Source organism: Nitrospirillum amazonense (assembly GCF_007828035.1).
GTDB lineage: Bacteria > Pseudomonadota > Alphaproteobacteria > Azospirillales > Azospirillaceae > Nitrospirillum > Nitrospirillum amazonense.
This window is the reverse complement of the sequence record NZ_VITV01000003.1, coordinates 602908-626805: the sequence shown is the minus strand read 5'-3', so window position 1 is coordinate 626805 and position 23898 is coordinate 602908. Positions and strand designations below refer to the sequence as shown.

Sequence of the window (23898 nt, the reverse complement as noted above, 5' to 3'; positions counted from 1 at the left end):
GATGCGTATGCTCCTTGGGTTTGGGGAACACCGCTAAGACGCTGGCGGCGCTGCAAAAGATACGGACCCGGACCGGCAAATATTTTTCGCACCCCCTGTAACCTTCCGCCGCCCTGGATCGTCCTTGGGGGATGCACCCCAGCGGAAGGCGTCATTCCCATGCTTCAGATCCACCCCCGGCCCCAGACGGATTTCGACCGCCTGGTGCGCAACCTGCGCCCCCGGCTCTACACCTTCTGCGCCCGCATGGTGGGCTCGGTGGTGGAGGGGGAGGACGTGGTGCAGGAAACGCTGTTGAAGGCATTGCAGGCCTGGCCGGGGATCGAGCGGCTGGACAGCCCTGAGGCCTGGATGTTCCGCATCGCCCGCAACGCCGCCCTGGACGTGCTGAAGCGCGGCGGCCGGACGGAGCCGCTGGAGGATCATGAGCATCTGGCGGTGGAGACGACGGACCCGCTCAGCCAGCGTGAGCTGGCGGAGTTCGGCCTGCGCCCCTTCATGAAGCTGTCGCCGGCCCAGCGCGCCTGCCTCATCCTGATGGACGTGCTGGGCTACACCCTGGCGGAGATCGCGGCCATGCTGGACATGAGCGTGCCGGCGGTGAAGGCCGCCCTGCACCGGGGCCGGGCCAAGCTGCGCGCCCTGGCCGCCACGCTGGAGGAACCGGCACCCCTGGTGCTGTCGGCGGAGGAGCGGGCGCACCTTGCCCGCTATGTCGCCCTGTTCAACGCCCGCGATTTCGACGCCGTGCGCGCCTTGCTGGCCGACGATGTACGCCTGGATTTGATGGGGGAGTTCACGCGCCACGGCCGCGCGGGCGTAGAGCCCTACTTTGGCAACTACAGTCGCCTTCTGGGCTGGCATCTGGTGCCTGGCAGCATCGACGGCCAGCCCGGCCTGCTGTCCTACCGCGACGGCACCATCGCCAACTTCATCTTCATCAGCTGGCGGGACGGGCGCATCACCCGCATCCGGGATTTCTTCCACTGCCCGGTGGCGCGCGGCATGGCCGACGCCCGTCCCCTCGACGCGGCTTCACTCCCGGAGGGTGGGGCCATCCATATCTGATTCCCGGCTGAGATGCCCCGTCAGGCTTTCGGGAGCAATGGGGACGGAGGTGTGCTCCTGCGCGATGAGCCACGCCGTCTTTCCCTGGGGGCCTTCACGCTTCACCAACTGCCAGCTCAAGCGGTTCTGCATGGACCGCAGCTTGGCCCCCTCCGGCGTCAGGGCGGTGTAGGTCAGGAAGGCGCTGAGGCCCGCGGCCTCACCACCGCCCACCACCCGCACCGCCTCCGCCGCGACCTGCACGCGCTCATCATTGAGCCCGCCCAGCCAGGCCTCCACCGACTGCCGCCAGGCCGCTCGGTCGGGATAGGACCAGGTGTCCCAGGTGTCGAACACCACCACATCCTCGGCATAAAGCGCCAGCAGCGCCTCGGGCTTCCGGTCCCACACCGCCTGGCGGTAGGCCTCCAGAACCGACTTCACCTCTTCTTCCATATCGCTTCTCCTGTGGGCGTTTGAGCCTGGAAGACGAATGACAGGAGTTGAAGGATACAGGGGCGATTGGGTTTTTTTAGGATCAAGCGGGGGAGGCCCGCCGGCCCGCCCAAATCTCCGCCGCCACCCGGTCGGCCTCGGCCGGCTCATTCGCCAACCCCAGCGCCAGCACCCCCAGGGCAATGGTGGCGATGACCGTCGCCGTTTCCGCGTCCCGCCCCGGTTCGCCGCGCCACACGGGCAGCAGGCCCGGCACCTCCGCCTTGCTGGCGGTCAGCGCGGGGAGGGGGAGTTCCCAGCGCTCGGCGTCGGCTTGCAGATAGGCGGTGGTGGGCTTGGCGGGATTGCGTTCCACCTCGCCGCCGCCGCCCTTGACCACCACCAGGCGGGGGCGGTTCAGGCGCTGGGCGACTCCTAAGTGCAGATCGATGTAGGGCGGGTGGAAGACGCCGTCGACGGCGGCCTGGGTGTGGAACGGGTCCAGCAGGCGGCAGACGGTGTTGATGGGGCTGCGCAGGCCCAGCAGGTGGCGCAGGTTCAGCAGATGGTCCAGCGCCGGGCTGAGCGCCGACAGGGGCAGATAGGCGAAGCCGGTCTCGGCCACCAGGCGCTTGGCATCCTCGTGGCTGGTGGCCGGGCGCAGGCCCAGCTCCCCCAGGGCGTCGGGCACGTCGCGGCCCTGGGTGAAGGCGTTGGACCCGTGCATGATGACGCGGTGCCCGGCCTGGGCCAGCGCCAGGGCGGACAGCAGGAACCAGGGCTCATCGCGGGTGCGGCCGGCGCCGTAGGATGGCCAGTCCAGGTCGGCGGCGCCGGTGCAGGCGCCGTCGCTGATGCCGGCGGCGTCGCGCGCGGCCTCCACCAGGCCCGCCACCTCATCCGGGTCCTCCCCGCGATAGCGCAGCAGCATGAGGAAGGCGCCCACCTGGTGGGGGTCGGCCTCCCCCTTCAGCACCATGCCCAGGGCCGTGCGCGCCTCTTCCCGTGTCAGGGAGCGGGAGCGGCCGGGGCCGCGCCCCAGGGTGCGGACGTACTGGGCGAAGACATGTTCATCCGTCATGGCGCAGGCAAACTCAAGTTTCAGGCGGCGCGGGACCGCACCTCGTTCATCGCGGACTCTACCGCGTCCTGCCGCCGCAACGCCACCACCCGTCCCACCAGCACCAGGGTGGGGCCGCTCACCGCCGCCGCTGCCACCAGGGCGGCGATGTCGGCCACCGTGCCGGGCAGGCGCCGCTCGGTCGCCAGGGTCGCGTTCTCGATGGCGATGGCTGGGGTGCTGGGGTCCAGGCCGGCGGCCAGCAGGCGCTGGGTCACCTGGCCCAAGGTGCGGCCGCCCATATAGATGGCGATGGTGCCGTCGCAGGCGGCCAGCGCGTTCCAGTCGTGGGTGGGTACCCTGTCGTCGGCGCCGTGCCCCGTGATCAGGTGCAGGCTGCGGCTGTAGCCGCGCTGGGTCAGCGGCATGGCCATGGATGCCGCCGCGGCGCAGGCCACGGTGATGCCGGGCACCACCTCCGCCACCACGCCGGCGGCGGCCAGGGCCGCCAGCTCCTCGCCTGCGCGGCCGAAGACCATGGGGTCGCCGCCCTTCAGGCGCACGACATGGGCGCCCGCCTGGGCATGGGCGACGATCAGGCGGTTGATGGCGGCCTGGCTCAGGGTATGCCGGCCGCAGCGCTTGCCCACGTCGATGCGCCGGGCATGGGCGGGGGCTAGGTCCAGGATGCGCGGGTCGACCAGCTTGTCGTACAGCAGCACGTCGGCGCTCTCGATGCGGCGCAGGGCCTTCACCGTCAGCAGCTCGGGATCGCCGGGGCCGGCGCCGACCAGGCTGGCGCGGCCGGTGACGTTAGGCTGAGGCATGGACATCGCGCAGGATCTCCTTCAGTTCGGGGATGCAGGACCCGCAGTTGGTGCCGGCCTTGAGGCAGGCGCCGATCTCCTCCGCCGAGGTCAGGCGGTTGGCGACGATGGCCTCCCGGATAGTGACCAGGCCGACGGAGAAGCAGGCGCAGACGGTGCGGCCGGCTGACTTCACGCCCGTGGCCCCTGACCCGCCGGGGGCGCGGCCGGACAGCAGGCTGGGCCGCGCCGCGTCCGTCACCTTGTCGCCCAGCAGGGCCGCCAGCACGTCGCGGGGCGGCAGTTGGGCGCCGTCGCCGGCGGCCAGGAACAGGCAGGCCTCCAGCCGGCCGTCCACCAGGATGGCGACGCGCAGCAGGCCGCGCCCGGCATCGGTCAGCTGCAGCCACTCCGCACCCGCTGGCGGATGCAGCAGGCCCTCGACGAAGCGCGTCAGGGCCGCCCCCGCTAGCAGGGCGTCCGACCCCACGATCTCAAAGGCGTGGCCGTTGCTGAGCGGCACGCGGGACCAATAGGCCACACCCTGGGGTCGCACGGCGGCGCGGTGCAGCAGCAGGCCGCGCCAGGCCACGGGCACCGCCTCCGCCCGCACCGGCGTCAGCTTCAGTTCCGGCTGGCCGGAGATGGGGTCCAGCGCCGCATTGACCAGGCGGCCGGCGGGCCCGGCGGAGCAGAACTCATCCGTCCAGTGCATGGGCAGGAACATCTCTCCCACCCGCTGGCCGGCATCGACGGTAGCGCGCACCACCGTGCCGGCGTGGACGCTTTCGATGCGCACCAGGTCGCCGTCCTTGAGGCCCAGGCGCGCGGCGTCGGTGGGGGACAGGGCGGCGCGTGGTTCCCCCGAGTGCGCCAGCAGGCGGGGCACGCGGCCGGTGCGGGTCATGGTGTGCCACTGGTCGCGGATGCGGCCGGTGTTCAGCACCAGGGGGTAGGTGTCATCGGTGCGGCTGGTTGGCGGGCGCCAGGGGGTGGGCACCAGGCGGCCCCGGCCGCTGGGCGTGGCGAAGCCGCCCTGGCCGAACAGCCGCCCGCCCTCATCCCCCGCCCAGCGCACGGGCCAGCGCACCGGCGCCAGGGCGTCGTACTGCCCATCGGTCAGCATGGCCAGGCCGCTGATGTCGAAGGGGCGGCTGCCGGCGTTCTCGAAACCCGACAGGGCGGCGTGCTCCCGGAACACCGCCGCCGGGCTGGTCCAGGAAAAGGCGTCCTTCCAGCCCATGCGCTGCCCCACGGCGGCCAGTACGCGCCAGTCTGCCCGCGCCTCGCCCGGGGCGGGGCGGAAGGGGCGCTGGCGGCTGATGACGCGTTCGGAGTTGGTGACGGTGCCGTCCCGCTCCCCCCATCCCGCCGCCGGCAGCACCACGTCGGCCAGGGCCGTGGTGTCGTTGGGCCAGCAGTCGGACACGACGACGAAGGGGCAGCGTGCCAACGCCTCGCGCACCCTATCGGCCCGGGGCAGGCTGTCGGCGGGGTTGGTGGCGATGATCCACAGGGCCTTGATGCGGCCGTCCAGCACGGCGTCGAACATCTCCACGGCTTTCAGTCCCGGCTTGGTCGCCAGGTTGGGCGCCCGCCAGAAGCGGCGGACGCGGTCGAGGGACTCTGGCTGGTCGAAGCGCATGTGGGCGGCCAGCTGGTTGGCCAAGCCGCCCACCTCGCGCCCGCCCATGGCGTTGGGTTGCCCGGTGATGGAGAAGGGGCCGCAGCCGGGCTTGCCGATGCGCCCCGTCGCCAAATGGCAATTGATGATGGCGTTGACCTTGTCGGTGCCCACGGAGGACTGGTTCACCCCCTGGGAATAGACGGTGACGACCCGTGGGGTGGACGCGAACCAGTGGTAGAAGCGGGCCAGGTCCACCGGGTCCAGGCCGGTGAGGGCCGCGGTCTGGCCGGCCGTCTGCCGGGCGGCGGCAAGGGCGGGCTCGAACCCCTCCGCATGCGCCGCCATCCAGGTGTGGTCCAGCACATCCTGGTCGGCCAGATGGGCCAGCAGGCCATTGAACAGGGCGACGTCGGCGCCGGGGCGCACGGCCAGATGCAGGTCGGCATCCTCACACGTCGCCGTGCGGCGCGGGTCGATCGCCACGATGCGCAGCGGCCGCTTGGCCTTGGCGGCCAGCAGTCGCTGGTGCAGCACCGGGTGGCACCAGGCGGAATTGCTGCCCACCAGCACCACCAGGTCCGCCAGTTCCAGATCCTCGTACGTTCCGGGCACCACGTCGGCGCCGAAGGCGCGGGTGTGGCCGGCGACGGAGGAGGCCATGCACAGCCGGGAATTGGTGTCGATGTTGCCGCTGCCGATGAAGCCCTTCATCAGCTTGTTGGCGACGTAATAATCCTCCGTCAGGCATTGGCCGCTGACGTAGAAGGCGACGCTGTCTGGCCCATGCTCGGCGATCGTAGCCCTGAAACGGTTCGCCACCAGGTCCAGGGCCTGGGTCCAGTCCGCCGCCCGCCCGTCGATCAGGGGGCGGGTCAGCCGCTCCCCATCCCTCAGCGTTTCCGCCAGCGCGGACCCCTTGGAGCAGAGGCGGCCCCGGTTGGCCGGGTGGTCGGTGTCCCCCACAACCTGGCCGTCGGCCTGGGCGACGACGCCGCAGCCCACGCCACAATAGGGGCAGGTGGAGCGGACGGTGCCGGTGAGGGCACCGGCTTCAGCGTCCCGTGCCATCCCCTCCGGCATCACGCCACCATGGCCAGCAGGATACGGCCGTCCTGCACCCGCACGGGGATGCGGGTGACGCAGCCCTCATCCGGGGCGCAGGCCTCGCCCGTCTCCAGGTCGATCACCCAGTTGTGCAGGGGGCAGGTGACGGCATGGCCGTGCACGGTGCCTTGCGACAGGGGGCCGCCCTTGTGCGGGCAGCGGTCATCCACGGCGAAGACGGTGTTGTCCAGGGTGCGGAAGACGGCGACGTCGCCCCGGGGGGTGGCGACCACACGGGCACCCTGGCGGGGGATGTCGTCCACCGCACCCACCTCGACCCAGCGGCTTTCGATACCAACGCTGTCCATGGTCATCACTCCACCGTCGCCAGGGTGCGGAAGGGGGCGGCCGCCGCCTTGCCCGGCGTGCGCTCGGCCCAGGGGTCGTCCTGGCTGAATTTCTGGGCGTACAGGAACTTGGCGTAGAGCGCCTTGCGGCCCGCCGCGTCGTCCACGATGCGCTGCTTCACATGGGCCAGGCCCACCCGCTCGATCCAGGGCGCCGTGCGCTCCAGATAGCGGGACTCCTCGCGGTAGAGCTGCAGGTAGGCGCCGCAGTACTCCAGCACTTCTTCCTCCGTCGTGACCTTGCACAACAGGTCGGTGGCGCGGACATGGATGCCGCCGTTGCCGCCGACATGCAGTTCCCAGCCGCTGTCCACCGCCACGACGCCGAAGTCCTTGATGGTGGCCTCGGCGCAGTTGCGCGGGCAGCCGGATACGGCCAGCTTCACCTTGTGGGCGTGCCAGGACCCCCAGGTCATGCGCTCCAGCTTCACGCCCATGCCGGTGCTGTCCTGCGTGCCGAAGCGGCACCATTCAGAGCCCACGCAGGTCTTCACCGTGCGCAGCGCCTTGCCATAGGCGTGGCCGGAGACCATGCCGGCGTCGTTCAGATCCTTCCACACATGGGGCAGCTGCTCGCGCGTCACGCCCAAGAGGTCGATGCGCTGGCCGCCCGTCACCTTCACCGTGGGGATGGCGTATTTGTCCACCACGTCGGCGATGGCGCGCAGCTCATCGGCCGTGGTCAGGCCGCCCCACATGCGCGGCACCACGGAATAGGTGCCGTCCTTCTGGATGTTGGCGTGGTTGCGCTCGTTCACGAAGCGGGACTGCTGGTCGTCCTGGTACTCACCGGGCCAGGCCACCAGCAGGTAGAAGTTCAGCGCCGGGCGGCAGACATGGCAGCCGTCGGGCGTGGACCAGCCCAGGGTGGACATGACCGCCGGCATGGTGCGCAGCTCCTGGTCCACGATGGCGCGGCGCACCTGGTCGTGGCTGTGGGCCGTGCATTTGCACAGCGGCTTCTCACCCGTGGGTTTGGCGTAGCCGTCGCCCAGCGACAGGGCCAGCAACTGTTCCACCTGGGGTGTGCAGCTGCCGCAGGAGGCGGACGCCTTGGTGCGGGCGCGCACCCCCTCCAGCGTGGTCAGGCCATGCTCCGCGATGGCACCCATGATCTTGCCCTTGCACACGCCGTTGCAGCCGCAGATCTCGGCATCAAGGGGCAGGGCCGCCACGGTGGCGGTGGGGTCGGCGGCGGGGGCGCCGGCCGCCAGGCTGGCGAAGGCCTGGCCGAAGATCAGGGTGTCGCGCAGATCGCCCAGCGGCTTGTCCTCGCGCAGCAGCTGGAAGTACCAGCCGCCGTCCTGGGCGTCGCCATACAGCACGGCGCCCACAAGGCGGTCGTCGCGCAGCACTAGGCGCTTGTAGGTGTTGCGGGCGGCGTCGCGGAAGACCACCTCCTCCGTCGTCTCGTCACCGATGAAATCGCCGGCGGAGAAGACGTCGATGCCCGTGACCTTCAGCCGGGTGGCCATGGCGGCGGGAACGTAGTCGCTGGTGGCGTCCTCGCGCGCCAGATGGTCGGCGCAGACCTTGGCCATGTCCCACAGCGGAGCCACCAGGCCATAGGTCTTGCCGCGATGCTCCACGCATTCGCCCACGGCGAAGATGTCGGGGACGGAGGTGCGCATGTCGTCGCCCACCTCGATGCCGCGGTTGATGGCCAGGCCGGCGGCCCGGGCCAGGTCGATGTTGGGGCGGATACCGATGGCCAGCACCACCAGGTCGCCCGGGATTTCCCGCCCGTCGGCCAGGCGCACGCCCTGTACCCGGCCCTCGCCGAAGATCTCCTCGGTCTGGCCGTTGGTGAAGAAGTTCATGCCGCGCTCGTCCAGCTCACGCTGCAGCAGTTCGGCCGCCGCCTTGTCCAGCTGGCGTTCCATCAGCGTGCCCATCAGGTGGACGACGGCCACCTGCATGCCCCGGCGCAGCAAGCCGTTGGCGGCCTCCAGCCCCAGCAGGCCGCCGCCGATGACGATGGCGCGCTTATGCTTTTCCGACGCCTCGATCATGGTGTTGACGTCGGCGATGTCGCGGAAGGCGCAGACGCCGGGCAGGTCCAGGCCCGGCACCGGCGGGGCGATGGGGCGGGACCCCGTGGCCAGCAGGACCTTGTCATAGGCCACCACCCGGCCGCTGGCCGACGTCACGGTGCGGGCCTGGGTGTCGATGGCCGTCACCGCGTCACCGGTGACGAGATTGATCCCATTCTCCTCATACCAGGAGCGGGGGTTGATGACGATCTGCTCCAGGTCCTTTTCGCCGGCCAGCACGGATGACAGCATGATGCGGTCGTAGTTCACGTGTGGTTCGGCGCCGAAGACCGTGATGTCGTACTTCAGCGGGTTGCGCTTCAGCAGTTCGTCCACCGTTCGCATGCCGGCCATACCGTTGCCGACAACCACCAGCTTCTGGCGCGGGGGCATATGCGTGTCCATGGGGGAACCCTTCCCTTGAAATCGCTAAGTCTGGAGTGCTGTCAGTCAGACGCGGGCCGCGCCCAGGGCGGCGGCGCCCCAGGTGGTGCGCCACCGGCGCTTCACGCCGGTCAGGCCGACCAGGGCCGCCAGGGCCAGCAGGGCGAACAGCAGGAAGCCCGCCTGGTAACCGCCGGTCAGCTGCTTGGAGTAGCCGAGGCTGGAGGCCAGGTAGAAGCCGCCCACGCCGCCCATCATGCCGACCAGGCCGGTCATGACGCCGATCTCGCGGCGGAAGCGCTGCGGCACCAGCTGGAACACGGCGCCGTTGCCCATGCCCAGGGCCAGCATGGCGACGACGAAGACGGCCAGGGCCATCCAGGCCTGCGGCAGGGCGAAGCTGACGACCACCAGGGCGCCGGCGGCGACCGTGTACATGACGGTCAGCGAGCGGACGCCGCCGATACGGTCGGCCACCGCACCGCCGATGGGCCGCACCAGGGACCCGGCGAAGACGCAGGCCGCGGTGAAATAGCCGGCGGTGATGGGGCTGAGGCCGTACTGGTCGTTGAAGTAGATGGTGAGGGAGGAGGCGAGGCCGACGAAGCCGCCGAAGGTGACACTGTAGAAGAACATGAACCACCAGGCGTCGCCGATCTTCAGCACCGCCAGGTATTCGGCCAGCGACTTGGCCGGCGGGCATTCCGGGCTGTCTTTGGCCAGCACGGTGTAGACGCACAGCGTCAGGGCGAGCGGGATGGCCAACAGGCCCAGCACGTTGTTCCAGCCATAGGCGACGGCCAGGGCCGGCGCGAAGAGGGAGGCGAACACGGTGCCGGAGTTGCCGGCGCCCGCCAAGCCCAGGGCCGTTCCCTGGTGTTCCGGCGGATACCAGCGCGAGGCCAGCGGCAGGGCCACGGCGAAGCTGGCGCCGGCCACGCCGAGGATGGCGCCGGTCAGCAGCGTGGCGTTGAAGCTGTGCACCCCGAAGTACCAGACGGCGACAAGGCCGGTGATCACCACCACCTGCGCCAGGATGCCGGTGCGCTTGGGCTTCAGGTGGTCCACCAGGATGCCGTTGATGACGCGGAAGAAGGCGCCGGCCAGGACGGGAACCGCCACCATCAGGCCCTTCTGCGCCGGCGACAGGCCTAGGTCCTTGGCGATCAGCACGCCCAGCGGGCCCAGGATGACCCAGGCCATGAAGCTCATGTCGAAATAGAGAAACGCCGCGAACAGGGTCGGCAGATGTCCAGCCTTCAGAAAACTCTTGTTCATCGGGTGCGCCTCCGGGCAGGGCCGTGGGCCTTTGGCGATGGGGGCTGCCATGGGTCAGGCGCCGCCTATCACCAGAAGGGGTGGTGGATCGGGATCAGGCCGCAAGGGGCCTTGGGGTGGGGTAGGGCCCGGTGGAACCGGACGCTGACAGGCCGCCGTTGACCCGCCGATCAGACCACAGGGGACGCGCGCCGTTGCGCCATCCCGGAGGCGGGACCGCCCCGCCGTTGGGGCCGTCCCGATGCAGAAAAGAACCTTTCGGCCCCCTGCTCGTGTAATGTTCTTCGCAACCGCCGTGCCAATTTCGCTGTCGCGGAAAACCTGGGGTTTTGGAAAAAGGCCGACGGCCTAAATGCCTAATTATTGCGCAATCGCCAAGCTGGCCGCGCAAATGATCAAATTATAGGCAATACTGGGGTGGGAATGGGGGTACGGCAGATCGAACTGCGCGTCGGCTGGTGCAGTGAAACCGGCCGCCGCCCGCGCAATGAGGACTACGTGGGCGTGTGCCTGGGTACCGCCACCCAGCGGGCCCGTCAGGGGGCGGTGGCCGCCATCGCCGATGGCGTCTCTGGGGCGCCGGGCGGCCGCGTGGCGGCGGAACTGGCGGTGCGCGGCTTCATCGATTTCTATCTGGGCGAACGCCAGACCCTGGGCATCCGGCGGGCGGCGGCGCACGCGGCGGAGGCCATCAACCGCTGGATCCACGCCCAGGGACGGGCGGACCCGGAGCGCGCGGGCATGGCCACCACCCTGACCGCCGTCATCCTGCGCGACCGCCGCGCCCATATCCTGCACGTGGGCGATACCCGCCTTTACCGCCTGCGCGACGGTCGGCTGACCCAGCTGACCGAGGACCATGTGCACAGCGGTCCGGACCAGCGCCACATCCTGCGCCGCGCCATCGGGCTGGAGGATGCGCTGCGCGCCGACTACGCGGCCGAACCCTTGCGCGAAGGCGACCGCCTGGTGTTGCTGACCGATGGCGTGCACGGGGTCTTGTCATCCCGCGACCTGGCCCGCCTCACCTCCGGTGAACCGACGCCGGAGGCGGCCAGCCAGGAGATGGTGGCGGCCGCCCTGTCCGCCGGCAGCCACGACAACGCCACCGCCCTGGTCATCGACGTGGTGGCCCTGCCGCCGGCCGACCAGGGAGAACTGGCCGACCTGACGGCGGAGTTGCCCATCCTGCCCGTGCCCAAGCCGGGCGATGTGGTCGACGGCTATCGCGTGGGCCGCCAACTGTCCGATGGCCGCTACAGCGCCCTATTTCTGACCGAGCCGGCGGGGAAGGAGGCACCGCTGGTGCTGAAGTTCCCCAAGCCGGCGGTGGCGGACGATGCCGTCTATCGCCTGGCCTTCGTGCGCGAAGGCTGGGTGGCCGCCCGGGTGCGCAGCCCCTGGCTGGGGGAGGTGGTGGAGGTGCCGCCCGGCCGGCAGACGCGGCTATACACTGTCATGCCCTATTACCCAGGGCAAACCCTGACGCAGCGCCTGGCGGCGGCGCCGCGCGTGGGCGTGGCGGAGGGCGTGCCCCTGGCGGTGAAGCTGGCCAAGGCGGTGGCGGCGCTGCACCGCGCCGGCATCATCCACCGCGACATCAAGCCGGACAACGTCATCATCGATGGCGCCGGCGGACTGCGCCTCATCGACCTGGGCGTGGTGCGCTTGGCCGGATTGGAGGATTTCCCCGCCGAGCAGATCCCCGGCACGCCCAGCTACATGGCGCCGGAACTGCTGGCGGGGGAGCCGGGCGATGAGCGCACCGATCTCTACGCCTTGGGTGTCACCGTCTATCATCTGTTCACCGGCGCCTATCCCTACGGCGAGGTCGAACCCTTCCAGCGCCCCCGCTTCGGCGCTCCGGTGCCCTTGCAGCAGCGCCGCCCGGACCTGCCCACCTGGCTGGACCTGTCGGTCATGAAGGCCGTGGCCGCCAACCCGGGCAACCGGCATGGCGACGTGCTGGAATTCGCGCTGGAACTGGAGGCCGGTGCCGCCCACCCCGCGCCCCGCCCCACCCGCCGCCGCTCCTTCTACGACCGCGACCCGGTGCGCTTCTGGAAGCTGACGGCCCTGGTGCTGCTGATCCTGCTGATCCTGTCGCTGGTGCGGGACTAGGCCGCGCATCGGCATGCAACTCCATGGTGTTAATCTATGAGATATGCAACCTACATGATTTAGCGCAACTCATTTGAAACCTTCTGTGATGTATATCTATGGTTGTGTTCTATCGCGGCGATAAACGCCGCGGCAGGCACCCATCAACAACCTGAAACGCCTTTCAGAAGGAAACGAACCATGAGCAAGGCTGAAACCAAGTACGCGCTGTTTCCGCTGCATCTCCAATCCAGTGGCGGCCCCGGCGCCCCGACGGACGATCTGCGCCTGCTGCTCGATCCGTTCAAGAACGAGGTGACCGGTTCCTCCGTGGTGACCCAGGCCACCAATCCTGTGGTGCGGGTGGCCTCGCACGTCACGGGTGATCTAATCCACCAGACCGTGACGGGTCCGGGCTCCACGATCCGCATCGACCTGACCGGCTGGCCGGAGATCAACTGGCCGCCACATGCCGGCATCGGCCCGGTCATTCCGGAAAACTACAGGGCCATCCTGGTGGTGGACACCAACTATACGGCAGGCGTTATTCGCTACGAATACCGGACCGACCTGACCGGCCCGTGGCACGTGGTGGAACAGCCGGTGCACATCGTGAAGGCCGCTGCGGCCTAAGTCACCGTTCCCGATTTCGAAAAATCAGCGCCGCAATTCTTGCCGGGCGCAACCCTTTCCTGAAGGAATCCGATCATGAGCACCACTGCACTTCCGACCCCCATCCCGGCCGGCCTGTTCCCACTGGACGTCGTCACCGTGACGCCGCCCGGTGCGCCGACGAATACCCTGCACCTGGTGGTGTACACCCCCAAGGGCGAGGTGACCGGTCATTCGCAGGTGACCCAGACCACCAACCCTTCGGTGAACGTGACGTCCCACGTCACCGGCACCTGGCGCTATGAACTCACCGGCGGCGGCTTTCCCGGAACGGTCAGCGTCGTCCTGCAGGGTTGGCCGGAGATCAAGTGGCCGCCGCGAGGTGGCATCGGCCCCGTCATTCCGGAAAACTACCGGGCAACCTTGCACCTGTCCCCCAAGGGCAGCGTCATCAGCTACGACTACCGCGACGCCGCTGGCGAGTGGGTGTCGGTGGGTGAACAGCCCGTGAAGGTCAGCTTCGGGGCGCATGCCGCCGCCGCCGCCTGACCCCTGCCTCCATCCCCGTTACTGAAGGCCGCGTCCAGCCTGGGCGCGGCCTTTTTGTCAGGCGACCGTTCGCGCCGCCGCCGCATACAAATCCGGCCGATAGATGCGTGCGGCCAATGCTTCCGCCTCCGCGCCGCTGACCGGCAGGTCGCGCCAGCGGGTCATCTGGTCCAGGAACCAGCGGGCCTGATCCAGGGTGGGGCGGGTGGCGCTGCCGAAGACGCAGATGTCGGTGTCCTGACCAGCACCGTCACGGGCGCCACCGGGCAAGGAGGCGGCGATGACCTTGGGCGCCAGGTTCAGGAAGGCGGGCTGGGCCAGGGTGGCGGCGATGGCGAAGATGTTGGTCGGGTCGGCGCAATCGGCGGCGGCACGCAGCAGGGCGCGCAGCAGGCCTTGCAGGGCCTCGGGCTGTTCATCGGCCCAGGCTTCGCGCACCGCCAGGCACTTCTCTGGATGGCCGGGCATGATGTCGGATGACAGGGCGACGGTGCGGCCCACGCCGGCGGCCGCGGCCACCGCGCCCCAGGGGGCACCGGCGCAGAAGCCGTCGATGCGGCCGGACTCGATGGCGGCCACGCTGTCGGCCGGGGGCACGATGGCCCAGTCGACATCCGCCTGCGGGTCGATGCCGGCGGCGTGAAGCCAGCTTTTGAACAGCAGGGCGTGGGTGGACCATGCATGGACCACCGCCAGGGTGACGCGGGGCCGGCCACGCAACAACTCGGCCAAGCGCTGGCCGGCCTCGGCGGCGTTGGGGCGCCCCCCTGCCAGGATGGGCCCGGCCAGTTCGTTGGACAGGGTCACGGCGTCGCCGTGCTGGCTGAGGCTCATGGGGATGATCAGGCGGGCCGCCGCCGGCCGCAGGCCCAGCGCCATGGCCAGCACCAGGGGCGGCAGCATCACGGCGGCATCCAGCAGGCCATAGGACAGCTTGTCCGCAAGGTTGGCCCAGCTGGGCTCCACCGACAGGGTGACGTCCAGCCCCTCCGCCGTGAACAGGCCGGCGGTCTGGGCGTGGATGACCGGGGCGCTGTCGGTCAGGCGCAGCAGGCCGATGCGGACGGGGCGCGAAACGGTCATGAGCCGCCTCCCTTCTTCTCTTCAGTGGCGGCCACGATGTCGGCGGCCACGGCGGCCAGCTTGCGGCTCTGCTCCATGGCCTGGCGGCGCAGCCAGCGATAGGCCTCCGGCTCCGCCATGCCGCGCTGGCGCATCAGCAGGGCCTTGGCCTGGTCCACCACCTCACGCTCACGCAAGGACGTCTCGGCCTTGTGCAGGCTGGTTTCCACCTGGCGATAGCGGCGGAACATGGCCACGGCCGCCTGCACCACCGGCTTGATGGCAGGCAGCGAGGCCCCGACCACGTTGTAGGAACTGACGCCGGCCTCGATCGCCGCCTCCATGAAGGCCGGGTCGTCCTGGTCGACGAACATGACGATGGGGCGCGGGTCGTGGCGCGAGATGGCGCGGATGTCCTCCAGCCCGTCGCGGTCGGGGCGGGCCATGTCCACGATCACCAGGTCGGGGGCGGTGCGCAGCACGGCATCCGCCAGCAGCTCGCCAGCGGCCAGGCGCACGATTTCCGTGGCGCCCGCGGCGGCCAAGTCGGTCTCCACGATGCGCCCGGGGTCGTTCAAATGGACTGTGTCGGCGATCAGAACCTTCACCGGCGGCCCATGAAGCTGGTTGGCGGGGAAACACCCTTAATCGCCAACCGGGCTGTCATGCAAGCGCGGTGATGCCGATTGTGTCCGTCAGGTTAGAGGACGGGCAACAATCGGTCGATGGCCTGGGCCATGTCCACGTCGCGCTGTGACAGGCCGCCGGCGTCGTGGGTGGTCAGCCGGATGTCCACGCGGTTGTAGACGTTGAACCATTCCGGATGGTGGTCCGCCTTCTCCGCCAGCAGGGCCACCTGGGTCATGAAACCGAAGGCGGCGCGGAAGTCGGTGAAGACGCAGCGGCGGGTGATGGCGTCGCCCTCCGGCGTCACGGTCCAACCGGGCAGGGGGGGAAGGTCGGCGGCGTTCAGGCGCTTGACCATGATGGGCCTCTTCAGTCGGCGGTGGGGGCGGTGACGGGGACCAGGGCGCCATTGATGGCGCGGGCGGCGCGGCTGGCCAGGAAAACAATGGCATCGGCCACCGCCGCCGTGGCCGTCCAGCTCTTGGGATCGACGTTCGGCATGTCCGCCCGGTTCTGCGGCGTGTCCATGACCAGCGGCAGCACGGCATTGACACGGATGCGCCCGCCCAGCTCTGCCGCCAGGCTTTCCGTCAGGCGGGCCACGGCGGCCTTGGAGGCGGCATAGGCGCCCATGCCGGCGCCGGCCTTCTCCGCCGCCGCGGCACCCACGTTGACGATGGCGCCGCCGTCGGACAGGCCGCCATCCGCCTCGGGCACGATGGCGGCCCGGCACATGTTCAGGCAGGTGCGGGCGTTGATAGCGAACAGCGTCTCCCATGCGGCGGGATCGCCGTCCGCCACCGTCTGCCAGCGGAAGCCGCCGGCGACGTTGACCAGCACGTCGGCCCCGCCCATGGCGACCTTGGCCTGGCCAAAGGCGGTGCGGGCGGCGGCCTCATCCGTCAGATCCACGCCGCCCAGGTGCAGCACGCCCTCCGCCACGGCGACGGGTGCCGGCGCATGGTCGATCACGGCGACGTGATGGCCGGCCGCCCGGAAGGCCTGGGCCACGGCGGCACCCAGGACCCCAGCGCCGCCGGTGATGATGACCTTCTGCTGGGTCATGATAATCCCCTTTTCGTTTCTCAGACGTTCAGCGCGGGCGTCACCTGGCCCCGGCAGTCGCCGAAGCCGATGGAGACATAGCCGTCGGCCACGGCGCGGCCGGCCAGGATCAGCTCATCGCCGTCGGCCAGGAAGGTGCGCGTCTCGCCGTTGGGCAGGGTGATGGGCGCCTTGCCGCCCCGCGTCAACTCCAGCAGGCTGCCCACGCCGCTGTCGTCGGGGGTGGAGATGGTGCCGGTGCCCAGCAGATCGCCGGGGTTCAGGTCGCAGCCGTTGCAGGTGTGGTGCGCCACCAGCTGCGCCGCCGTCCAATAGAGGTTGGTGGCGGGGCCAATACCCAGGCGGTGCGGGGCCTGTCTGTCCTCGCGCATCTTGGGCGTGCGGATCAGCACCGACAGCTCGATGCCATAGGCGCCGCGCTCCTGATCCGTCTCATCCCACAGATAGGGCAGCGGCTTGGGATCATCGGCGGCCCGGGCCGGCTGCCGGGTGCGGAAGGGGGCCAGCGCCTCCGCCGTGATGATCCAGGGCGACACGGTGGTCAGGAAGTTCTTGGCCAGGAAGGGGCCCAGCGGCTGGTATTCCCATGCCTGCAGGTCGCGGGCCGACCAGTCGTTCAGCAGGCTTAAGCCGGCGATGTGGCTGTCGGCCTCACCGATGGCGATGGGCGTGCCCAGTTCATTGCCCGGGCCGATCCAGATGCCCAGCTCCAGCTCCAGGTCTAGGCGCTGGCTGGGGCCGAAGGTCGGCGCCTCCGCATCCGGGGCCTTGCGCTGCCCGTTGGGACGGCGCACCTCCGTCCCCGTGACCCGCACGGAGGAGGCGCGGCCGTGGTAGCCGATGGGCACATGCTTGTAGTTGGGAAGCAGCGGGTTGTCCGGGCGGAACTGCCGGCCGACGTTCAGGGCGTGGTGGATGCCGGCATAGAAGTCGGTGTAGCCGCCGATGGCCGTGGGCAGGTGCAGGGTGCAGTCCACCGCGTGGTAGAGTAGGCCTTCCACAATGCCCTGATCATCGCTGCCGGTGGCCAGCAGCTGCGACAGCCGCCGGCGTAGGGCTCGGCGCGGGCCTGCCCCCAGGGCCAGCAGCGGGTTCAGTGTCGGGCCACTGGCGGCGATGGCGGCGTCCAGCGCGTCGCCCGTCAGCAGGCCGGACCGGCCGGCCTTGGCCAAATCCAGCACCCAGTCGCCGATGGCGACACCGCCGCGCGGCGCCTCGTTCCGGGTGCTGAACACGCCCAGGGGCAGGTTCTGGATGGGGAAGTCGGCGTGGCCGTTGGCGCTGCTGACCCAGCTGGTCAGGGCCGGGTTGTGCGTTTCATCGATCAGGGGAATGTTCATCGCGGCAGCTCGGCCTTGGTGAAGCCCGCCCAACAGTCATCATAGTCCAACTGCATCAGCGGGGTTTCGGTGGCGAAACGGGTGGGTCGGATGACCCAGCGGCTTTCGAACATGAAGGCCATGGTGTTCTCGATCTTATGCGGCTTCAGGTCCGCCGCCACCGCGCGCTCGTAACTGGTGCGGTCGGGGCCGTGGCCGCTCATGCAATTGTGCAGCGAAGCGCCTCCGGGCGCAAAGCCGCCGGCCTTGGCGTCATACTGGCCATGGATCAGGCCCATGAATTCATTCATGACGTTGCGGTGGAACCAGGGCGGCCGGAACGTGTCCTCCGCCACCATCCAGCGCGGCGGAAAGATGACGAAGTCGCAGTTGGCCGTGCCGGCGATTTCGGATGGCGCCGTCAGCACCGTAAAGATGGACGGATCCGGATGGTCGTAGGACACGGTGTTGATGGTGTTGAACCGCGCCAGGTCGTACTTGTAGGGCGCCAGGTTGCCATGCCAGGCCACCACGTCCAGGGGACTGTGGTCCAGGGCGGTGGTCCACAGGCGGCCCTGGAACTTCTGCACCACCTCGGTCGCCTCATCCACGTTTTCGAACCAGGCGACGGGGGTCAGGAAGTCGCGCGGGTTGGCCAGGCCGTTGGCGCCGATGGGGCCCAGGTCGGGCAGCTTGAACGGCGCGCCGTAGTTCTCGCAGACATAACCCCGGGCGGTGCCGTCCGGCAGCAGGACGCGGAAACGCACGCCGCGCGGCACCACGGCGATTTCGCCCGGCGCCACCTCCAGCCGGCCCAGCTCCGTCTCCAGGCGCAGGCGGCCCAGCTGCGGCACCAGCAGCAGCTCGCCATCCGCGTTGTAAAACACCCTTGCCGTCATGGGCTGGTTGGCGGCGTAGAGGTGGATGGCAATGCCGGTGTTGGTGCCCACGTCGCCGTTGCCGCCATAGCTCACCAGCCCGTCGACGAAGTCGGTCGGCGCGTCGGGCAGGGGCAGCGGATCCCAGCGCAGGCGGTTGGGCGTGGGCGGCACCTCGTCAAACGGGCCGGACCGTAGCAAGCTGGCCCGCCCATATGCCGTGAAGGGCGCATGGCTGGCGGTGGGGCGCAGGCGGTACAGCCAGGAGCGGCGATTCTCCGTGCGCGGGGCGGTGAAGGCGCTGCCCGACAGCTGCTCGGCATAGAGGCCGAAGGGCACCTTCTGCGGCGAGTTGCGGCCCACGGGCAGGGCGCCGGGCACGGCCTCGGTCGCGAAGCTGTTACCGAAGCCGCTCATCATGTCAAAGGGCGGGTTGTCTCGGATGCTGTCCTGGGTCATGGCCGCTGCCTCCACCAGATCGTTTCATTTGAAACGATATAAGGGGCGATGTCCGCCGCTTGTCAAATGGATAAACGCCGCCGGACTTTGGCTCCCGGCCCGGGTGGCCGGCGGCCTCCGCGAAAACCTTTCAATCGCGCTGGCGGAACCCGGTGGGCCTGAAAAGGTTTCGCGGGCTAAACACCATCGGTGAAAGGGACTCACCGAAAATGGAAAAGATCAGATCGGCAGGGCGGTAGTGTATTTCACCTGGCTGAGCGCGAAGTGCGAGGCGGCGGCGGCCACGGCCGGGTGGGCCAGCAGTTCGCGCATCAGGAAGCGTTCGTAGCTGGCGACGTCGGCCACCACCACCCGCATCAGATAATCCCACTCGCCCGACATGCTGTGGCAGTCCATGATCTCGCCACGCGTCTGGATAAAGGCCTCGAATTCCTGCCTGTCCTTGGTGGCGTGGCTTTTCATGCGCAGCTGGCACATGACGCTGACGCCCCGGCCGACCTTGGCGGCGTCCACCAGGCGAACGGTGGCGCCCAGGATGCCGGCCCCCTCCAGCGCCTTGATACGCCGCCAGCAGGAGGCTGGGGAGGCGCCCACCTCTTCCGCCAGGGCGGCATGGCTCAGGCTGGCATCGCGTTGCAGGGCGCGCAGGATGCGGTGGTCGATTTCATCGAACTGATCAATCTCTTTCATTTTTTCCAATCCGGTGAAATGCGCTTCCCATATTGGGTTCCCATAGCGCGTCAATGAAAAGACATTGTCACAGGTTTCGCATAAAATCATTCAGCAACGATAGGGGTGCCGCCGCTGGGGGCGGATCCAGCCCCGCCCATAAGGGAGTCTCCACGATGTCCGCCCCGACGCCTTTCGACGCGCTGACGCCGCAGCCTGCCGATGTCCTGCTGTCCCTGATCGCCCTGTACCGCGACGATCCGCGGCCCAAGAAGCTGGACCTGGGCGTGGGCGTCTATCGCGATGACAGCGGCGCCACGCCGGTGATGCGCGCCGTCAAGGCGGCCGAGGGCCGGTTGCTGGAGACGCAGGGCAGCAAGAGCTACCTGGGGCCCGAGGGTGACATCCGCTATACCGAGCTGCTGCAGCCCATCGTCTTCGGAAAGGCCATGCCGGCCGACACGATGGTGGGGGTGCAGACGCCCGGCGGGACCGGTGCCCTGCGCCTGGCGGCGGAACTGGTGAACGCCGCCCAGAAGAACGCCAAGAGGCCGGGCGCCAAGGTCTGGCTGGGCACGCCAACGTGGCCCAATCACGCGCCCATCATGACCTCCGCCGGGCTGACCGTGGCCACCTACCGCTATTACGACCAGGCGACGCAGACCGTCCTGTTCGATGAGATGATGTCGGCCCTGAAGGGCGCTGACGCCGGTGACGTGGTGCTGCTGCATGGCTGCTGCCACAACCCCGTCGGTGCCGACCTGGATCAGGCCCAGTGGCGGGCGGTGGCGGAGGTAGTGGCCGAGCGCGGCCTGATCCCCCTCATCGACCTCGCCTACCAGGGCCTGGGCGACGGGCTGGAAGAGGACGCCGCCGGCGCCCGGCTGGTGTTCGACGCCGCGCCGGACGCCCTGGTGGCCTATTCCTGCGACAAGAATTTCGGGCTCTACCGGGAACGCGTGGGCGCCCTCTATGCCAAGGGCGGCACGCCCGCGCGCACCGCGCTGATGCGTTCCAACATCCTGCTGCTGGCCCGCGTCAACTGGTCCATGCCGCCCGACCACGGTGGTGCCCTGGTGCGCGTCATCCTGGATGACGCCGGCCTGACCGCCGACTGGCGGGCGGAGCTGAACGCCATGCGCACCCGCATCAACCAGGTGCGCCAGGCCTTGGCCGCCGGTGACGCCTGGCTAGCCCCGTTGGGGCGCCAGCGGGGCATGTTCTCGCTGCTGCCCCTGTCGCCGGAGCAGGTGGGCCTGCTGCGCCGCGACCATGCCGTCTACATGGTGGGCAACGGTCGCGCCAACCTGGCCGGCCTGACGCTGGCCACCGTGCCGCAGTTCATCGACGCCCTGCGGGCCGTCCGTTGAGCGACGCGCCCGTGCCGGGCGGCATCCGCCCGCGGCTGACCCGAACGCCGGCCGGGGTGCGCTTGTGCGCGATGGCGGAGCTGGCGCCGCTCGGCGCCCGCAACTTTGTGCTGGAGATCCAGGGGGACCGCTTCCACGGCTTCGTGGTGCGGCGGGGGGAGGCGGTCACCGGCTATGTCGACCGCTGCCCCCATGCCGGCGTGCCCCTGGCCTTCACCCTGGACGACTACCTCGCCCAGGACCTGACCGGTCGCGACGTCATCCGCTGCAGCTGGCACAGCGCCCTGTTCGACATCGACACCGGGCGCTGTGTCGCGGGCCCGTGCCCCGGCCAGGGGCTGCTGCCCTGGCCGGTGACGGTGCGCGACGGGGTCATCGAGACGGCCTAGTGGCCTGCCGTCAGGCGGTCTTGCGGGCTGGCGAGCCTTCGCCGACGGCCATGCCTATGTCCCTGGGGGCTTGCAGTTCGCGCAGGCGCCGGCGCCAGGCGTCGGCGATCTGCACGTCCAGCCCGCTGCGCTCCGGCGTCCAGCCCAGGATGCGGCGCGCCTGGGTGGCATCGCCGACCAGGGCCGGCGGATCGCCCGGCCGGCGGGGGCCGACGTGCCAGGGGATGGGCAGCCCGGTCACCCGCTCCGCCGCCTCCATGACCTCGCGCACGGAATAGCCGTTGCCGTTTCCCAGGTTCAGGGCCATGGACGTCCCGTCGTTCAGCAGATGCTTCAGCGCCAGGATGTGGGCATCGGCCAGGTCGCTGACGTGGATGTAGTCGCGGATGCAGGTGCCGTCCGGCGTGGGGTAGTCGGCGCCGTTGACCGTCAGCCCATCCTTTCGCCCCAGGGCCGCATCCAGCACGTTGGGGATCAGGTGCGGCTCGGGGTCGTGGTTCTCCCCCAAATCGCCGTCCGGATCGGCACCGGCGGCATTGAAATACCGAAGGATGACGGCGCGCAGCCCCCAGGCGGGTTCGCAGTCGGCGATGATGCGCTCCATCATCTGTTTGCTGGCGCCGTAGGGGTTGATGGGCGCCTGGGGGTGGCCCTCGGTGATGGGCACCCGTTGCGGCACGCCATAGACGGCGCAGGTGCTGGAGAACACGAGGTTGGTGACGCCGGCGTCGCGCATGGCCTCCAACAGGCCGACGGAGCCGGAGACGTTGTTGCGGTAATACAGCAGCGGGTCGCTGACGGACTCGCCCACATGGGCATAAGCCGCGAAATGCATGACGGCGCAGGGATTGTAGTCGCGCAGCACGGCGGTCAGCCGGTCCACATCGCCGATGTCCCCCACCTCCAGCGGGCCGTACAGCACGGCCTCCCGCGGGCCGCGGCTGAGATTGTCATAAGTGACGGGGCTGAACCCCGCCTGGGCCAGCGCCTTGCAGGCGTGGCTGCCGATGAAACCGGCGCCGCCGGTCACCACAACGGTGTCGCTCATAGCCTATTCCCTTCACAGTCTTCTCCCCGACAACTCGGGGGGCTTTTGATGGGTCCGCGATAAATCGGGGGGGCGGATCAGGAGGCGGGATGCGGTTGCATCCCTTCCTCAACCGGCGGCTTTTCCATCGGGGTCGCGGCCCGCCGGGCGAAAAAACGGCACAGGGCCCGGATCTCCTCACCGGCGACGAAGGTCTCGTCGGGCAGGGCCAGCAGGCGCTGCCGCTTGCGTTCGTACTCCTCGACCGTCAGATCCTGAAAGAAGCGGACCATGGTCTCTTCCAGCGGCTGCCCGAAACCCCAGCCCACATCGTGGCGGCGCACCAGGCGGTCGACCTCGAACCCTTGGACGCTGAGGCAGGGCACACCGAAATAGCCCGCCTCGTAGAAGCGGTTGGGCAGCAGCCAGCGTGAATTGTGCTCGGTGTTTTCCAGGTCCAGCGCCCAGGCGAAGTCCACGCCGGCATACATGTCGGCCAATTCGCCCGGGTGGTCGTAGCGGCCGCCGTAGACGATGTTGGGGCAGGACTCCAGCGTCTTGAAAAAGCGCTTCTCATCCACCGTGGTCAGCACGCCGCGAAAACGGATCTGCAGCCGGTCGGGCAGGCGCTGGGCCAGGCGGTGCATCAGGTCCACCGTTTGCTCCCCCCGGATCAGGCCGAAATAGCCGATGACCCAGGGGCGGTGCGGCGGCATCAGAGGCTTGGTCCCAGCGGGCTGGGCTTCGGGCTGGGCTTCGGCCGCCACCGTGGCGGCGGGCTTCGGCCGCTCCGGCAGGCCGACACGGGGCAGCTTGTTCTCCACCAGCAGCCAGGGCCCCCGGAACTTCTGTGTGGGAGCGTAATAATGCCGGTGGAAGCCGGGGGAGGACAACACCAGCAGCTTCACCTGGGTCAGGCACAGGCGTTCCACCAGGCGCAGCATGAAGGAGCGCAGGCCGTGGGCCACGAACATGGGCTGGATATCCAGCACCTCGTATGCCACTTCCGCCCGCCGGCTGATGAACAGCTTCATGACCAGGGCCAGCAGCAACTGGTCGATGTTGCGGGCGTACAGGATGGTGGCATCGGTCAGGCGGGGGCGGTGGCGGAAGATGACGCGCAGGGCGCCCGCCAGCGCCTGCAGCCGATGGGCGTACTTGCCGTCCACGGTCCGCCCCAGCAGCACGTGGGGCCAGGGTGGCCGATAGCCGCTGTTGTACCGCTCGCGCTCAAACCCCAGGACCAGGACGGGCAGGCCGTTGTCCAGGAATTCCCGCACCCGTTTGATGGTGCTGACGTCGGTGACGTCCTGGGTCAGGAACACCACGCCGGCCTTGTCCGCCGGAGGGCCGCCGGGGCCGACGCGCTGGGCCATCCAATCGCCCAGGACGTCGCCGCCGGGCATGCCGCCCTGCGGCGCGGCGGCGGCGTCGGTGGGTGAAACGGCGGCGGTGGCAGCCTGACTATTGTCCATCAATGCTGCACTGGGAATTCTTGACGGCACGGAGCGTCCCCATTAGCGGCCAATGCGAAGTAATTCATCATGGACCTGGGCGGATTTTCCGTGCTGTGACAAAACAGGGCCGCCTTATCATTAAATGGCATACGCCTTTTTTCCGTTGGGGTAGCCCCTGTGACTGAAATGGGGCA

22 protein-coding genes are annotated in these 23898 nt (G+C 69.3%); 6 read left to right on the top strand and 16 right to left on the bottom strand.

Annotation, left to right across the window (positions count from 1 at the left end; genetic code table 11):
• Nucleotides 1-159: 159 nt before the first annotated feature.
• Nucleotides 160-1068: a sigma-70 family RNA polymerase sigma factor gene (locus FBZ87_RS10660; RefSeq protein ID WP_145610289.1), complete on the top strand. Its 909-nt coding sequence runs from the start codon at nucleotides 160-162 to the stop codon at nucleotides 1066-1068.
• Here FBZ87_RS10660 and FBZ87_RS10655 read toward each other — a convergent pair.
• From FBZ87_RS10655 to FBZ87_RS10625, 7 genes are all read right to left on the bottom strand, one after another.
• On the bottom strand, nucleotides 1036-1503 hold the full coding sequence (locus FBZ87_RS10655; protein ID WP_186454693.1) for a YybH family protein: 468 nt from the start codon (nucleotides 1501-1503) through the stop codon (nucleotides 1036-1038). The genes FBZ87_RS10660 and FBZ87_RS10655 overlap by 33 nt on opposite strands.
• An 82-nt stretch (nucleotides 1504-1585) precedes the next feature.
• Entirely contained in the window at nucleotides 1586-2563 is a 978-nt protein-coding gene (locus FBZ87_RS10650; RefSeq protein ID WP_145610287.1) for a glycosyl transferase family protein, read from the bottom strand.
• Between the two features lie 20 nt (nucleotides 2564-2583).
• Nucleotides 2584-3375 (bottom strand): uroporphyrinogen-III C-methyltransferase, encoded by a 792-nt coding sequence (gene cobA / locus FBZ87_RS10645; protein ID WP_145610286.1) that lies wholly within the window; start codon nucleotides 3373-3375, stop codon nucleotides 2584-2586.
• Complete coding sequence (locus FBZ87_RS10640) at nucleotides 3356-6043, bottom strand: nitrate reductase (protein WP_145610285.1); 2688 nt, start codon at nucleotides 6041-6043, stop codon at nucleotides 3356-3358. Before FBZ87_RS10640 ends, cobA begins: the two co-directional genes overlap by 20 nt.
• Nucleotides 6044-6054: 11 nt before the next feature.
• Nucleotides 6055-6393: a nitrite reductase small subunit NirD gene (gene nirD, locus FBZ87_RS10635; RefSeq protein WP_145610284.1), complete on the bottom strand. Its 339-nt coding sequence runs from the start codon at nucleotides 6391-6393 to the stop codon at nucleotides 6055-6057.
• Nucleotides 6393-8864: a nitrite reductase large subunit NirB gene (nirB, locus tag FBZ87_RS10630; protein WP_186454692.1), complete on the bottom strand. Its 2472-nt coding sequence runs from the start codon at nucleotides 8862-8864 to the stop codon at nucleotides 6393-6395. Before nirB ends, nirD begins: the two co-directional genes overlap by 1 nt.
• 45 nt (nucleotides 8865-8909) lie before the next feature.
• Entirely contained in the window at nucleotides 8910-10121 is a 1212-nt protein-coding gene (locus FBZ87_RS10625; RefSeq protein WP_145610283.1) for a nitrate/nitrite transporter, read from the bottom strand.
• Nucleotides 10122-10544: 423 nt separating this feature from the next.
• Between FBZ87_RS10625 and FBZ87_RS10620 the strand changes: the two genes are divergently transcribed.
• The 3 genes from FBZ87_RS10620 (at nucleotide 10545) to FBZ87_RS10610 (ending at nucleotide 13382) form a co-directional block, all read left to right on the top strand.
• On the top strand, nucleotides 10545-12242 hold the full coding sequence (locus tag FBZ87_RS10620; protein WP_145610282.1) for a bifunctional protein-serine/threonine kinase/phosphatase: 1698 nt from the start codon (nucleotides 10545-10547) through the stop codon (nucleotides 12240-12242).
• Nucleotides 12243-12422: 180 nt separating this feature from the next.
• On the top strand, nucleotides 12423-12854 hold the full coding sequence (locus FBZ87_RS10615; RefSeq protein WP_145610281.1) for a DUF1842 domain-containing protein: 432 nt from the start codon (nucleotides 12423-12425) through the stop codon (nucleotides 12852-12854).
• A gap of 75 nt (nucleotides 12855-12929) precedes the next feature.
• On the top strand, nucleotides 12930-13382 hold the full coding sequence (locus FBZ87_RS10610; protein ID WP_145610280.1) for a DUF1842 domain-containing protein: 453 nt from the start codon (nucleotides 12930-12932) through the stop codon (nucleotides 13380-13382).
• Between the two features lie 57 nt (nucleotides 13383-13439).
• Here FBZ87_RS10610 and FBZ87_RS10605 read toward each other — a convergent pair whose 3' ends face one another.
• The 7 genes from FBZ87_RS10605 to FBZ87_RS10575 form a co-directional block, all read right to left on the bottom strand.
• Nucleotides 13440-14465, bottom strand: coding sequence for an ABC transporter substrate-binding protein (locus FBZ87_RS10605; RefSeq protein ID WP_145610279.1), 1026 nt, complete (start codon nucleotides 14463-14465; stop codon nucleotides 13440-13442).
• The gene (locus FBZ87_RS10600; RefSeq protein WP_145610278.1) at nucleotides 14462-15052 is read right to left on the bottom strand and encodes an ANTAR domain-containing response regulator; all 591 of its coding nucleotides are present in this window, start codon (nucleotides 15050-15052) and stop codon (nucleotides 14462-14464) included. The genes FBZ87_RS10605 and FBZ87_RS10600 overlap by 4 nt, the downstream gene beginning before the upstream one ends.
• A 92-nt stretch (nucleotides 15053-15144) precedes the next feature.
• Complete coding sequence (locus FBZ87_RS10595) at nucleotides 15145-15429, bottom strand: 4a-hydroxytetrahydrobiopterin dehydratase (protein WP_088873057.1); 285 nt, start codon at nucleotides 15427-15429, stop codon at nucleotides 15145-15147.
• Nucleotides 15430-15440: 11 nt separating this feature from the next.
• Nucleotides 15441-16136, bottom strand: coding sequence for an SDR family NAD(P)-dependent oxidoreductase (locus FBZ87_RS10590; protein ID WP_145610277.1), 696 nt, complete (start codon nucleotides 16134-16136; stop codon nucleotides 15441-15443).
• A 20-nt stretch (nucleotides 16137-16156) separates the two neighbouring features.
• Nucleotides 16157-17476, bottom strand: coding sequence for a fumarylacetoacetase (gene fahA / locus FBZ87_RS10585; RefSeq protein ID WP_186454691.1), 1320 nt, complete (start codon nucleotides 17474-17476; stop codon nucleotides 16157-16159).
• Nucleotides 17473-18792 carry a homogentisate 1,2-dioxygenase gene (gene hmgA, locus FBZ87_RS10580; RefSeq protein WP_246134336.1) on the bottom strand — a complete coding sequence of 440 codons (1320 nt, stop codon included), beginning with the start codon at nucleotides 18790-18792 and terminating at the stop codon, nucleotides 17473-17475. Before hmgA ends, fahA begins: the two co-directional genes overlap by 4 nt.
• A 219-nt stretch (nucleotides 18793-19011) precedes the next feature.
• Nucleotides 19012-19482, bottom strand: a complete 471-nt coding sequence (locus tag FBZ87_RS10575) for an Lrp/AsnC family transcriptional regulator (RefSeq protein ID WP_145610276.1) — start codon at nucleotides 19480-19482, stop codon at nucleotides 19012-19014.
• Between the two features lie 155 nt (nucleotides 19483-19637).
• On the opposite strand from FBZ87_RS10575, the gene FBZ87_RS10570 reads away from it, so the two are divergent.
• Complete coding sequence (locus tag FBZ87_RS10570) at nucleotides 19638-20831, top strand: amino acid aminotransferase (protein ID WP_145610275.1); 1194 nt, start codon at nucleotides 19638-19640, stop codon at nucleotides 20829-20831.
• Complete coding sequence (locus tag FBZ87_RS10565; protein WP_246134335.1) at nucleotides 20828-21220, top strand: Rieske (2Fe-2S) protein; 393 nt, start codon at nucleotides 20828-20830, stop codon at nucleotides 21218-21220. Before FBZ87_RS10570 ends, FBZ87_RS10565 begins: the two co-directional genes overlap by 4 nt.
• Nucleotides 21221-21230: 10 nt before the next feature.
• Here the strand turns inward: FBZ87_RS10565 and galE are convergent, their stop codons facing one another.
• Nucleotides 21231-22268: a UDP-glucose 4-epimerase GalE gene (galE, locus tag FBZ87_RS10560; protein WP_145610274.1), complete on the bottom strand. Its 1038-nt coding sequence runs from the start codon at nucleotides 22266-22268 to the stop codon at nucleotides 21231-21233.
• 77 nt (nucleotides 22269-22345) lie between these two features.
• On the bottom strand, nucleotides 22346-23722 hold the full coding sequence (locus FBZ87_RS10555) for a glycosyltransferase family protein (protein WP_145610273.1): 1377 nt from the start codon (nucleotides 23720-23722) through the stop codon (nucleotides 22346-22348).
• Nucleotides 23723-23898: the final 176 nt, after the last annotated feature.